The following is a 13,268-nucleotide window of genomic DNA, read 5'->3' as shown; positions in this document are numbered from 1 at the left end:
CGGAGCAAATGACCGTCATGCCGATGTTCCCCCTCGGCTCGACACTGCTACCCGGGGAACGGCTGCCGCTGCACGTGTTCGAGCCCCGATACCAGGCGCTCGTGCGTGACTGCCTGACCGCGACCGAAGGCCCGCTGTTCGGCACCGTCCTCATCGCACGCGGCCACGAGGTCGGCGGCGGCGACGTCCGGCACGACATCGGCACCACCGTACGCATCGTCTCGCACGTCGACATCGGCGACGGGCGGTACGCGCTCGACTGCGTCGGCGAGGAACGGATCCGAGTGCGGCACTGGCTCGGTGACGATCCGTACCCCCGCGCGGAGGTCGAGGTCTGGCCGGTGGGCCCGACCGGGCGGGTCTCCGATCGCCAACTCCAGCAGCTCATCGGCAAGATCACCGAGTTGTACGTCGTGCTCAACCGCGTCCGCGAACAGCGGGAGGATCCGCCACCCGCGCCGCCGAGCCTGCTCGACGTGCTCGAGCGGCCCGGCGACCATCTGTACGCGATCGCTTCGTGGGTCCCGATGGGTGCCGCGGACCGCTACGCAGTGCTGGCGGCAGCGATGGCCGACGAGCGATACCAGGCCTTTGCCGACGCGGTCGACAACGCCCGAGAGATCGCCGAGTTCCGGCTCTCGGAGCGATAGCGACGGGCGAGACGAAGAAACTCGTTGGCGTCAGTGACGAAGCTCAGGCCGAGTGCCGCCCCCGGTATCCGAGTGCGCGCCGGACGAAATCGAGGCTGAACGCAATCGTCATCTTGGCCTCGTTCAGGACCGTGCCGAACACCGGGTAGGCGTGGATCTGGCCGCTCCACACGTGGGTTTCGACGGACTGTCCGACATCCTCGAGCATGCCGGTCATCGCTTCGACGTCGGGGCGCATGAGTTCGTACTGCGCGACGCTGAAGAACACGGGCGGGAACAGGCTCGGGTCTGCCTCGATGGGTGAGTCGGCACCGACGATGGGTTCCGGACCGTCTGCCCAGCGACGCTTGATCGAATCGACCTTGTTTATCGGTAGGTACGCGTCCCGGCGCATGTAGTCGGGGTCGTGCTTCTCGAGCGCCAGGTTGAGCAGCGGCGAGTACCCGATCACCGCGGCGGGCGTCACCATGCCGCGGGACGCGGCGAGTTCGGCGACCTTCATCGCGAGGTAGCCGCCGGCCGAGTCACCGGCCAGGATGATCTTCGTCGGGTCCTCGCACTTACCCAGCAGGTCTTGGTAAGCGGCCATCGCATCGTGGATCGAGGTGCCGATGCCGCCGGAGGGAAGCTGCCGGTATTCCACGGAGATCACCGGGACCGCGGCCCGCGCGGCCAGCAACGCGCACAGGTTGCGGTGAGTGGCCAAGCCGCAGAACACGAATCCGCCGCCGTGGAAGTACAGGATGGTCGCGCCCGCGAGGGAGTCTGCGGCCTTGCGGTGGTTGGTGATCCGCTCGCTGGGCACACCGCCGAGCGTCATCGGCTCGATGGTGACGCCGTTCGGTCTCGGGAGCCGGTCCACGAGCCTCTCGAGATTCGCGAGTGTCTCGAGTCCACGGTCCGTGGCCGGCCACAACCTGAACAGCGGTTTGACGAAGATGCGGGCGATCCAGAAGACCAACCACGCCCGCCAGCTGACCTTCCAGTGCCTGATGATCGTCGTCTCGCGTGTTCGCATCCCGTCCCCAGTCGTCATCCGCTCACGAGGCGGCTCGACCCGCCTTGTGGCCACCCTAGAGTCCGACGCCCGGCCTCGCAGCTACCGGCACGTCAGACCTGCAATGTCATACCTGCAGGAGCGGAATGAGTACTTCGTCGTCGGTGAGGGCACCGTGCTGGCCCACCAGCATCGACATCCGTGGCTCGGCCTCGCCGCGAACCACGGCCACCCCGTCACCGGCGACCATCACGACGTCACCGATGCGGCGCAGCGCAGCCGGCGTCGGATCGGCGCCCAGCAGTCCGGACGCCACGACGTCGTCGCGGGTCCCCACCCAGGCTCGCGCCCCGAGCACCTCGCGCCACCGGCGCAGGACGTCCTCGGCGTGGCCGGGCTCGGCGTGCACATACCGGCAACGCGCCTCACCGGTGAGTGCCACGACGCCCTCCGACAGGGCAGCCGTCGTATCGAAGTCGATCCGGTCCGACGTGCCGACGGAAACCATCCCGTGGTCGGCGGTGACGAGCACCCGGACGTCGGGGCCGAGATGGGTCAAGAGGTCCTCGACGAGCCGGTCGACGATGGTCAGTTGCGTGAGCCAAGCGTCGCTTCCGGGTCCGTGGACATGCCCGAGCGTGTCGATCTCACCCAGATAGCTGTAGACAAGCGTCCGATCACCGGCCGACGCGGCGTGCACCGTGGAGTGCAGCAGGTCACCGTAGGCGGTGGCGCCGACGAATCGCGCCCCTCGCAATGCGGCGCGGGTGAGCCCACTACCCGCGAAGTCCCGCGGCAGCACCGTCGTCGCGGCGATACCGGAGGCCGTCGCCCGCTCGAAGGCGGTCGGGAAAGGTTGAATCCGCTCCGGCTCCACCCTGTTCAGCGCGTCCCTGCGATCCCCGACACGCTGCCAACGCAGCCAGTTGAACGCTCCGCCCGCCTCGGCGACGTCCGAGACGTAACCCGTGACGCCGTGCCGACCTGGAGGCAGACCGGTGCCGAACGAGACGAGCGATGTCGCGGTGGTGGTCGGAAACCCCGCCCGAATCTGACGCGCCTCCACGCTGTTGAGGAAAGGGGCTGCATCGACATTGCTGCGCAGCAGGTTCCATCCGAGGCCGTCGATCAGCAGCACGACCGTGCGATCGGCCTCGGTCAGCTGCAGTTGGTTGGCCTCGCCGGGCACCCCCGATGCCGCGAGCACCGATGGCAGCACGTCGGCGAGCGTGGGCTCGGTGTACACGTCACGCAGCGGAAGGTCATTCGACACTGCTGGCACTCGCAATCGTTGCTCGATGTACTGGCCTCGTACCCGACTGTAGGCGCGATTCGAGCTCGGTTTCGAGGTTTCCCAGTTCACGCCGGTGAGCAGTTCGGCTCATGCCGCCACAGGCACCGAGCGGTAGCCGCGGAGCACGAAGGTGCCCCGCGAGATCGGGTCGCCCGCCAGTGCGATCCGGGGGAACCGGTCGAACAACGCCGTCAGCGACTCCGCCAGTTCCATCCTCGCCAGCGGCGCCCCGAGGCAGAAGTGCACCCCGACACCGAAGGCAAGGTGCGGGTTGGGGTCACGGCCGGTCAGGAATCGATCTGCGTGCTCGAATACCGTCGGATCGCGGTTGGCCGCCCCCAGCATGGCGGCAATTTTCTCGCCGGCCTCGATCCGGATGCCACCCAATTCGACCGGAGCGGTGGCTGTGCGCTCGAAGAGCTGGAGTGCCGAGTCGAAGCGCAGCATCTCCTCGACCGTCCGTGAGACAGCCTCTGCGGGGACCTGCCCGGCGCCGAGCATCGCGACGAGCCCGTTGCCGAAAGCGTTCACGGACGCTTCATGCCCGGCGTTCAGCAACAGGACCACCGAGGCAACGATCTCGTCTTCGGTGAGTTCGGTCGTGGTGAGGTCCGAGATCAGATCCTGCCTGGGGTTGCCGCGCCGGTCGGCGGCCAGCGCCCGCACGTAGTCCGCGAACTCCTGTGCTGCCAGTACCGCGGCATCGACCACCGCCGTGTCCGGCGCCGGTTCGTACATATGCACGATGGCCTGCGACCACGACCTCAGTGAGGACACCATCGCCGCCGGGGCACCGAGCAGCTCGGCGATGACGAGGACCGGCAACGGCTCCGCGTACTCACCGATGACGTCGAAACCGCGCGGGTCCACCTGGTCCAACAGGGACGCCGCCAGTTCCTTCACCCGCGGTCGCAACCTGTCGACGTGACCGCGGCTGAACGCCGCCGCCACCGGACGCCGCAGCCGTGTGTGTGCCGGCGGCTCGTTGTCCATCATCCGATTGCGATGGAGCAGATTGAACGGCTCGAGGTACGACGCCGGCTCGAAGTCGCGCCACAGCCGCCCGAGTCGGCGGTCACGCTGCACCGCCGACGCGCTCGCATGGTCGAAGGTCAGCCACATGCCCGACTGCTCGTGCCACGCGGCTGGGTGACGGGCGCGCTCCCGCGAGAAGTACGGGTACGGGTCAGCGACGAATGCCGGATCGGTCAGGTCAATTGTCGTAGTAGGCCGCACTGGATCGAACCTCGGCTCCAGATCGTGGAATAGGTTCCCTGGCCAGTTTGACGCGAGAGGCTTCGACAGTGCCACCGTGTGACTGCCACCGTGTGACTGCCACCGCGGACACTGCCACCGCGTCACTGCCCGTGGGTCCTTGCACATCCACGTCGGTGCGCATCCACGTCGGCGCATCCAACGGAATCACCACCGTGAACTGGCGCGGAGTGCCAACCTGAATTCAACAGCTCCAACAGCACAGACAACGTACGAGTGCGAGGTGATCGCTGATGGCCCGACCAGTCCGCGTCGTGGTGCTCGGCTCCGGGTCGTGGGGCACCACGGTGGCCGGGCTCGCGGCCCGCAACACGCCCACCCTGTTGTGGTCGCGTCGGCCCGAGACGGCCGACGAGATCAACACCGAGCACCGCAATTCCCGCTATCTCGGCGACCACGTGCTGCCCGACAACCTGCGGGCCACGTCCGACATCCTCGAGGCCGCGAACGAGGCCGACGTCCTCGCTGTGGGGGTGCCGTCGCACGCGGTGCGCGACACGCTCAGTCAGATCTCCAACGAGGTCCGCGCGTGGGTGCCGGTGCTCTCGCTCTCGAAAGGCCTCGAACCGGGCACGCGGCAGCGTCCCACCGAGATCATCTCGGAATGCCTGCCGGGCCATCCCGTCGGGCTGCTCGCCGGCCCCAACATCGCCCGTGAGGTTGCCGACGGTCTCGCTGCCGCGGCCGTCGTCGCTACCCAGGACGAGGACGTGGCGGCGGCGCTGCAACCGCTGTTCGCCTCGCGGGTCTTTCGCGTCTACCGCAACACCGACGTTCTCGGCTGCGAACTCGGCGGGGTGCTCAAGAACATCGTCGCGATCGCGTCGGGCATGGCCGACGGCCTCGGCGTCGGCGACAACACCCGCGCGATGGTGCTCGCGCGCGGTCTCGCGGAGATGACACGGCTCGGCGAGTCGATGGGCGCGAACCCACGCACGTTCGCCGGGCTCACAGGTATCGGCGATTTGATCGCGACATGTATGAGCCCGGCGTCGCGCAATCGGCGCGTCGGCGAGGCCATCGCGCGCGGGCTCACCGTCGACGAGGCTGTCAAGGAGCTCGGGCAGGTCGCCGAGGGTGTCAAGACGGCGCCGACGGTGATGGAACTGGCGCGCGATTACAACGTCGAGATGCCGATCGCCGCCGAGGTGGAGGCGGTCGTCGCGGGCCGTCGCACGCCGGCCGATGCCTATCGGGGTCTGCGGAAGGTCCAGCCGGGAGGCGAGGACGAGGTCGCGTGATGATGTGGCCGAGGGTTGCGCGTGCCGAGAAGTCGCGCTTAAACTCCTCGGTCATGCAGCGCATCGAGGTAGTAGTTCACCGCCGTAGCGGGGTCTGATTCGGACCGACCCCTCGCTGCGGGTCATTGAGCTAGCTACCGTCGGTCCTTCCTTCACTTCAGGAAGACCTCGCAAAATGCGCACCTCCCAAGCCTTTGCTACCTCCACGTTCTCCGACGATCCGTTCTTCCACCATTTCGCTATGCACCTGCCCCGCGAGATGCGAGCCCAGGCCCAGGGCTTGAGCTGGACCGAATTCGCCGAGCGTTTCAGCCCCACCGGCGGCCCCGTCCGCCTCGGCAGCTGGGAGTCCACCGACCTCGGCGCCGGTCGCAATGCCTACACCGCGACACTCGCGCTCGGCGACACGATCACCTCGGCGTCCGCGACCGCGACCGGACCGATCGCAGCACTCACGTCGATGCTGTACGACGCGGGTTTCCAGCTCGAGATCCTCTCGTTCCACCAGCAGCGCACGTCGGGGGGCACCGCCACATTCGTCCTGTGCGACCACGACGGAGACCGTCGTTGGGCGATGGCCCTCGGTGACGATTGCATCTCGTCGTCGCTCGCTGCGATCATCGCCGGCGCCAACCTGCTACACAGCTGACCCCCGCGGAAGACTGATCGCCGCAGAGAGTTGATCCCGCCCCATCCGCGCACGGGCCGGCTCCGAATACAAAGCGATGGCTCCTGTCACCAGCTACCAGGAGGACCGCATGTCTGTCACGAAAAGGCGGCCTATCACGAGAGGGCGGCCAATCACGAGAAGGCTGCCTGCCACGAGAAGGCTCCTCACCGGGTTGTTCGCCGCGTCGGTCGCCGCAGGTGTCGCCGCCGCTGCCCCCGTGTCCGCCCAGCCCACCGATTCCCCAGGTCCTTGGCAGCCACTTGCCCCCGTCCCGTCACTGGACATCGCGCGGTATGTCGGTACCTGGCATCAGCTCGCGGCGATTCCGCAGCCGTTCAACGTCAACTGCGCCCGCGACACCCGCGCGGTGTACGAGGTGATCGACGAATCGAACATCAGCGTGAACAACACGTGCACCACCTGGTCAGGCGAGACCATGGGCGTCACGGGCAATGCCCGCGTCACCGATCCGGTGACCAACGCCCAACTACGCGTGAGCTTCCCGTCGGTTCCCACTCAAGGATCCCCCGATGGCCCGACGAACTACGTTGTCACCTACATAGCCGACGACTACTCGTGGGCCCTGGTCGGTGATCCGGCCCGTGCTTCCGGGTTCGTGCTCTCCCGTACTCCAGCGGTCAGCGATGCGCAGTGGCAGCAGATCCGCAGCGTCGTCGAGTCCCGCGGCTACGACTCGTGCCTGCTGCTCACCTCCCCCACCACGGGCGGTCGTTCCGACATCGTGCCGCTGTGCACCGTGTAGGACTCACTCGGCGCAGGACTCACTCGGCGTTGGACTCACTCGGCGCAGGACTCACTCGGCGTTGGACTCACTCGGCGCAGGACTCACTCGGCGTTGGACTCACTCGGTGCAGGACTCACTCGGCGGCCGCGTACTCTCGTGCCGCGGCCCCTGTGATGTTAGTGAGCATGCCCTTGAAGACGATCCCGTGGAACGGTAAAACCGAGTACCAGTAGATCTGTCCGGCAAGACCTTTCGGGAAGAAGATCGCCCGCTGGTCCAAGCGCGATCGGTGCGGTCCGTCCGGACTCACGCGCCATTCGAGCCATGCCCCACCGGGGGTGCGCATCTCGGCCCGCAGCCGCAGCAACGATCCGCGATCGATCCGTTCGACTCGCCAGAAGTCCAGTGGGTCACCGGTGTTGAGACGACGGGCGTCGCGCCGGCCCCGACGGAGGCCGACACCGCCGAAGAGGCGATCGAGCCACCCCCGGATAACCCACGCGAGAGGAAAGGAATACCAGCCGTTCTCGCCGCCGATACTCTCCACAACCCGCCACAGAGTCTCGGCGTCGGCGTCACAACCGACGCTGCGCTCGTCGATGTAGGCGGCCGCTCCCGACCAATCGGGGTCGGACGGCAACGGATCCGACGGCGCACCCTCCGGTGACGCGCTGGCCCAGTTGGTCTCCACCTCACCCTCGCCGATCTGACGCAGCGCCAGGCGGACAGCCTGCCGGTACGGCGTCGCACCGTCCTTCGGCGGCGGGATGACAGCGTCGATGTCGTGGTCAGCGGCGACCGCGTCATTGTGCAGGGATTCGATCAGTGCCCGCCCGAGTTGAACCGGGATCGGCGTGACCAGCCCGATCCACAGCCCCGCCAGGCGAGGAGTGAGCACCGGGAGCACCAGCACCCGCCGACGCCGCAGACCCGCGACCTGGGCGTAAACCTTCATCATGTCCCCGTACGTGAGGACGTCGGGGCCGCCGATATCGAAGCCACGGCTGCGCGGCAACGGTGCATCGGCCGCCCGCACCAGATAGTAGAGAACGTCGCGAACGGCGATCGGCTGTATCCGGTTGTCCACCCATTTCGGGGTCGTCATCACCGGCAGACGGTTCGTGAGGTGGCGGATCATCTCGAACGACGCCGAACCCGACCCGATGACCACCCCGGCCTGCAGCACGAGGGTCGGAACACCGGAGTCCATCAGGATTTGGCCGACCTGCGCACGCGACCGCATGTGCGGCGACAGTTCGACGTTGTCCGGATGCAGGCCGCCGAGGTAGACGAATCGCCCCACACCGTTCGCCCGGGCCGCCGCCGCCATGTTCGACGCCTCGATCCGCTCGGTCTCGATGAAGTCGGACGGATGGCCCATCGAGTGCACGAGGTAGTAGACGACGTCGATGCCGACGGTCGCAGTACACAGCGAATCCGGGTCGCCGAGATCACCACGCACGACTTCGACGCTCCGGGCCCAAGGGACGTCGAGCAGCTTCTCGGGCGAGCGGGCGAGAACGCGCACATCGTGGCCGGCCGACAGCAGGCGGGGCACCAGGCGACCACCGATGTAGCCGGTGGCCCCGGTGACCAGCACCCGTTGCCCCTGCACAACTCCACGGTAACCTCACTGTTCATGACCGCGCAGGACGAACCGTTCGACATCGATACCGGCGGCGTGCAGGGCTACCTGCACCGTCCGGCCGGGGAGGCGGTGGGGAAACTCGTCCTCACGCATGGCGCCGGGGGTGACCTCAACGCAAAGCTGTTGCAGGCGATGGCTTCCGGCTTTGCCGGGCATGGCCTGCTGGTGTTGCGCTACAACCTGCCGTTCCGGCAGAAGCGGGCATCCGGGCCACCCAACCAGGCTCGCGCAGGTGAGGACCGAGACGGCATCGTCGCGGCGGCCGCCGCGATCCGCGACCTCGCCGACGGCCCTACGATCCTCGCAGGAACCTCGTACGGCGGACGCCAGTCGACGATGCTGGCCGCCGAGCGGCCGGTCGTCGCGGATGGCCTTGTGCTGCTGTCGTATCCGCTGCACGCACCGGGAAAACCGGAGAAGCAGCGCACCGAGCACCTGCCGCAGCTACGGACGCCCTCGCTGTTCGTCCACGGCGACCGCGACCCGTTCGGCACGCCGGACGAGATGCGTGCCGCCGTCGATCTGATCCCGGCCGAGCACCGACTGCTGCTCGTCGAGGGCGGTCGTCACGGACTCGAACCCGACCGCCACGACGTCGTCGAACGCACGGTCGCCGCTGCGCTGGGCCTGTTCGCTATTCGTTGACGCGGGCGCGCATCAGGAAGACGTTGTAGTCCGACCATGTGGAGATCGTGAAGTACAGGTCGCTGCCCCGTGACCACGGATGGATGAATCCACCGTAGAGCTCCGGGTAATCCAGCACCGACACCATGGGTGCCCCGTCGGACCACTCGCCCTGAGGCGAATTCGCCTCGCGCAGAACGATCGCCAACTTCGCGGTGTCGAGGTACGACATCTGCCACTTGCCGGTCGATTCGTCATACCGCACCGACAACTCTGCGACCGGCCCGTGCACGATCGGCGTCGCGGCGGTGTACCCGCCCACAGGTGTCCAATTCCCGTTCTGCCAGTACTGGTACGCGGTCTTGTTGAGTACCTCGTCCTTGGGGACCCGTGCGAGTCCGACGGCCCCGAGTCGGGTGTTGGGGGTACCGAACATGTACACGAAGTCACCGGCCGGCACCATCGAGGTGATCTGGAAATTGGTGAGGCCGAAGATGTTGTCCCAGCGAGCGTGCGGATCCTTCACCCACGTCGATCCGCCGTCGTCGGAGTAGGCGATCCCGCCGTAGTTCGTGTACCACGTACCGGGAATACTGTTCCACGTCCGGATCGACATGTAGGACATGTACTGCCGGTCCCCGACCGCGAATCCGGACGTCGGGATCGTGGTGATCTCGACGTTGTCCATCTTCCGGCTGCTGAGCAGTTCCGCGGCGTGACACGGGCTGTCCTGCACCATCGAGTCGAAACTCATTCCGTCGGAGAGATTCTGGTCGGTGCTGAACGCCAGGACGTTGCTGCGCCAATCGCCGCCCTGGCCACCGGGCGGGTGAAATCCCTTGCCGATGGTGTCGCCGAACGCGATCGCCACCTGACCGGGCGCGCTTTCCCACATGATGCCGAGGTCTGTGCCCTGCACCTGCCAGCGCTTGTCGGTCCGGTTGATGGACCCGGCGCCGGTCAGCTTGGCGACCCGGTCGACCTGGCCGATCCGCGGCGTCGGCGGCGCCGGCGTGCGCGGGGCCGGTTCGACGGCGGGGTCGACCGGGGGCGGCGGGGGCGGCAGCGGTCCGGGGTCGGGCCCGGGAACCGGGATTCCGAAGTAGAACGGCACCGGCTTGAGCCCGATCTGCGGTACCCCCAGATCGGTCGACAGCGACGACGGCAGTGGCGGCGCGTCCGTCAGGTCCGGGCACGGGTCCATGCAGGGGTCCGCCGGCAACGGCTCGGATGCGATCCGGGTCGTCGGGGGCTCCGGAGCCGGGTACGGCACCTCGGTGATCACCGGCGAAGGAACGGGGATCTCGAGGCGCTCGGGAATGATCGGTTCGAGATCGTGCGACAGATCGGACACACAGGGCCCGCTGCCCTGTGCACCGTTCGGAAGCGGGGCGGCCGAGGCGACCGTGGCGGTGCCCGGAATCACTGCGGATCCGAGTAGAGCGACTGCAGCCAGCGCCGTGCTTCTGATCGACATGGATCCCCCTGATCCGTCAATACACGTGTACTCCGTCCAAAGTCTGCAGCCCAACGTCTGCGTCGGGGGGAACATAGCATCAAGATCAGCACGAGCCAGGTGGATCCGACGGAACGAATACCGGAGTCGGTGGTCCCCCGCGTCGGTCTTCCGGATTACCTCTCTCCGGACATCCGGAGCGAACAGTCCGTAGCGTTGCCGCCGCTCTTCGAACTGCCTCCTTGCCTCCAAGTCTCAACTGCCCCAAATCATTACCGCTCGATCTTGTACGCGGGTCCGAGATCACCTCCGAGCCGAGGGTGGACGTTTCGGCGTCTCCAACAAGGCCCGGGAGCCCAATATGCTCCCTCCCCGGACGACACCCTCGTAGGTACGCTGAGAGACGACCAACTACCGGGAGGTCGAGGAATGCTCTACAGCGATATTCCGAGTCACGCCGAGATCCGACGGCTGGCGGGTGTGGAGGGCCAGACCTGCATCTCGATCTACACACCCACCGAAGACGACATCAAGGATCCGGGCAAGAGTCGCATCGAATTCAGCAATCAGGTCAAGTCCGGACTCGAACAGATAGACGACCCGAAGGAACGGGTGACATTCGAGCAAGCGTTTGACGACCTGATCGAGGACGAGGCCTTCTGGCGCTACCAGGCACGCAGCCTCGTCGTACTTGCCACCGCGGATCGTGTCCGCCGCTATCGGCTACCCAACCGACTCGGATCGTGTGTCATCGCCAGCGACCGCTTGTACATCAAGCCGCTGCTTCGGGCGGTGACCTTCCCGCAAACCGCCTTCGTCCTGGCCCTCGCCGAGGGGTCCGTGCGGTTGATCGAGGTCACTGCCGACCAGGCTCCGTCCCACGTCGAGGTTCCTGGGCTGCCCAAGGACGCCGCGAGCTACGCGGGCGTTCCATCACTCGGCCGTACCCCACCGGGACGAGTGCGCGGACGAGTGCAAGGCGACGAAGGACGCAAGCTTCGCGTCCACGAGTACGTCCGGGCGATCGACCACACACTGCGGAGCGTCCTGGCCGGACGAGAGACCCCGCTGATACTCGCGGCCGCGGAACCGACCGCATCTCTGTACCGCTCGGTGAACAACTATCACAATCTCCTTGACGAGGGCATTCACGGCAACCCGGAGGAAATGAGCGACACCCTGATCGCGCAGGCTACCCGCGGGGTGCTCGACGGCTACTACGCCCATCAACTGGCCGAGACTCGGAAGCAGTTCGACGACCTGCGGTCGAAGGGTCGGGCGCAGGTGGAGATCTCCGACGTGGCCCGGTCGGCGACGTTCGGCCGGATCGAGACGCTGCTCGTCGACATCGAAGGAGTCGTGCCCGGCACGATCGACCCGGACAGCGGGAAGGTCACGTTGTCCGAGTTCAACGACAACCACGAGTACGGAGTGGTCGACGAGATCGCCAGGCGCGCCCTGCTGACCGGCGCGAAGGTGCTCGCAGTCCGGTCCGGCGACGTGCCGGACGCAGTTCCGGCAGCAGCCATCCTGAGGTTCGCCGAATAGGGTTGGCGGAGAACTAGGCAGGCGCCGTCTCAGGGTACGAGCACGAACTTTCCACGGGGGTGCGGCTGTTGGAGCGCCCGGTGTGCTTCCGCTGCCTCGGTGAGCGGAAATCTCCTACCCACGAATACGTCGAGGAGGCCGCGACCGGCGAGGTCGACCAGGATCGGGCGTGTCTCTGGGCGACTCCAGTCACTGGCCTTGGTTCCCACACCGACTGCGACAAACCCGTCACGCTCGGCTCGTTCGAACGCGACAACGGTGACAACCCTCTCGAGATCGGCACCGAGGGCGAGGCAGTCATCGACGACCTCGTCCGCGCCGATGGTGTCGATCACGGCGTCCACGCCGCGCGGTGCGATCCTTCGGATCCGCTCCGAGAGCCCTTCGCCGGGCGCCACCGGAACCGCCCCCAGCGTCCGCAGGAAGTCGTGGTGCTTCTCCCGCGCCACCCCTATCACGCGCGCGCCCCATGCCGCGGCGAGTTGGACGGCGACCTCTCCGACACCCCCGGCTGCACCGAATATGACGACCACGTCGCCGTCCCCGACTCCCGCCGCGGTCACGGCATCGACCGCGGTGCCACCTGCGGTCAGCAGGCATGCCGCGGAATCCCACGGCACCGATTCGGGTTTGAGCAGAACGTCCTGCGCCGATACCAACACCCGTTCGGCATACGCACCGGTACCCGTGTAGACGATCACCTCGTCCCCGACGCGGACGCCACGGTGCTCTGAGCCGCCCTCCCCAGAATCGGCTTCCTCGGACTCGACCTCCTCGGACTCGACCTCCTCGGAATCTGGGCCGACCTCGACGACGACACCGGATCCCTCCATCCCCGGACGAACGGGGAGCAGCGCCGGATCCGCACCGAACTCTCCGCTGTAGAGCCTGTAGTCGACAGGATTGACACCGATCGCCCGCATCGCCACCACGACCTGGCCGGGACCGGGGGCCGGCAGGTCTTCCTCGATCACTTCGAGAACCTCCGGCCCGCCGAATGCGCTCGCGACGACGGTCTTCCCCACTCCCCGAAAACTACCGGGTGCAACCTGTTATTCCCAGGGCACCGTCCCAAGGTGCGCCCACGACGACCAAAAAACTGACGCTGTCGGAGATCTCG

At 67.0% G+C, this 13,268-nt stretch carries 12 protein-coding genes; 6 read left to right on the top strand and 6 right to left on the bottom strand.

The genetic code is table 11. From position 1 onward, the window contains the following. The first annotated feature begins 8 nt into the window (after window positions 1–8). Window positions 9–650: an LON peptidase substrate-binding domain-containing protein gene (locus EF834_RS13060; protein ID WP_127947740.1), complete on the top strand. Its 642-nt coding sequence runs from the start codon at window positions 9–11 to the stop codon at window positions 648–650. A gap of 43 nt (window positions 651–693) precedes the next feature. Here EF834_RS13060 and EF834_RS13055 read toward each other — a convergent pair whose 3' ends face one another. From EF834_RS13055 to EF834_RS13045, 3 genes are all read right to left on the bottom strand, one after another. Next, on the bottom strand, window positions 694–1,668 hold the full coding sequence (locus tag EF834_RS13055) for an alpha/beta hydrolase fold domain-containing protein (RefSeq protein ID WP_127947634.1): 975 nt from the start codon (window positions 1,666–1,668) through the stop codon (window positions 694–696). A gap of 106 nt (window positions 1,669–1,774) precedes the next feature. Continuing rightward, window positions 1,775–2,920, bottom strand: a complete 1,146-nt coding sequence (locus EF834_RS13050; protein WP_408014510.1) for an alkaline phosphatase family protein — start codon at window positions 2,918–2,920, stop codon at window positions 1,775–1,777. A gap of 108 nt (window positions 2,921–3,028) precedes the next feature. Beyond that, window positions 3,029–4,177, bottom strand: a complete 1,149-nt coding sequence (locus tag EF834_RS13045) for a cytochrome P450 (protein WP_127947632.1) — start codon at window positions 4,175–4,177, stop codon at window positions 3,029–3,031. Between the two features lie 272 nt (window positions 4,178–4,449). Between EF834_RS13045 and EF834_RS13040 the strand changes: the two genes are divergently transcribed. From EF834_RS13040 to EF834_RS13030, 3 genes are all read left to right on the top strand, one after another. After that, entirely contained in the window at window positions 4,450–5,457 is a 1,008-nt protein-coding gene (locus EF834_RS13040; RefSeq protein WP_127947631.1) for an NAD(P)H-dependent glycerol-3-phosphate dehydrogenase, read from the top strand. Between the two features lie 175 nt (window positions 5,458–5,632). Further along, window positions 5,633–6,106 carry an alpha-isopropylmalate synthase regulatory domain-containing protein gene (locus tag EF834_RS13035; protein WP_127947630.1) on the top strand — a complete coding sequence of 158 codons (474 nt, stop codon included), beginning with the start codon at window positions 5,633–5,635 and terminating at the stop codon, window positions 6,104–6,106. A gap of 163 nt (window positions 6,107–6,269) precedes the next feature. Then, window positions 6,270–6,890 (top strand): lipocalin family protein, encoded by a 621-nt coding sequence (locus EF834_RS13030; protein WP_235871187.1) that lies wholly within the window; start codon window positions 6,270–6,272, stop codon window positions 6,888–6,890. Window positions 6,891–7,005: 115 nt separating this feature from the next. Here the strand turns inward: EF834_RS13030 and EF834_RS13025 are convergent, their stop codons facing one another. Next, entirely contained in the window at window positions 7,006–8,487 is a 1,482-nt protein-coding gene (locus tag EF834_RS13025) for an SDR family oxidoreductase (protein ID WP_127947628.1), read from the bottom strand. A 24-nt stretch (window positions 8,488–8,511) separates the two neighbouring features. Here EF834_RS13025 and EF834_RS13020 point away from each other — a divergent pair, with 24 nt between their 5' ends. After that, entirely contained in the window at window positions 8,512–9,165 is a 654-nt protein-coding gene (locus EF834_RS13020; protein WP_127947627.1) for an alpha/beta hydrolase family protein, read from the top strand. Here the strand turns inward: EF834_RS13020 and EF834_RS13015 are convergent. Next, on the bottom strand, window positions 9,155–10,621 hold the full coding sequence (locus EF834_RS13015) for a DUF4185 domain-containing protein (RefSeq protein WP_127947626.1): 1,467 nt from the start codon (window positions 10,619–10,621) through the stop codon (window positions 9,155–9,157). The two genes, EF834_RS13020 and EF834_RS13015, sit on opposite strands and share 11 nt — an antisense overlap. A gap of 408 nt (window positions 10,622–11,029) precedes the next feature. On the opposite strand from EF834_RS13015, the gene EF834_RS13010 reads away from it, so the two are divergent. Beyond that, a complete protein-coding gene (locus EF834_RS13010) occupies window positions 11,030–12,148 on the top strand; it encodes a baeRF11 domain-containing protein (protein ID WP_127947625.1) in 1,119 nt (372 codons plus the stop codon). A gap of 29 nt (window positions 12,149–12,177) precedes the next feature. Here EF834_RS13010 and EF834_RS13005 read toward each other — a convergent pair whose 3' ends face one another. Beyond that, on the bottom strand, window positions 12,178–13,173 hold the full coding sequence (locus EF834_RS13005) for an NADP-dependent oxidoreductase (protein ID WP_127947624.1): 996 nt from the start codon (window positions 13,171–13,173) through the stop codon (window positions 12,178–12,180). Between the last annotated feature and the right edge of the window lie 95 nt (window positions 13,174–13,268).

Source organism: Rhodococcus spongiicola, assembly GCF_004011835.1.
GTDB classification, from domain to species: Bacteria; Actinomycetota; Actinomycetes; order Mycobacteriales; family Mycobacteriaceae; genus Prescottella; species Prescottella spongiicola.
Note: the sequence above shows the minus strand (reverse complement) of the source record. Positions and strands in the feature narration are given on the sequence as shown.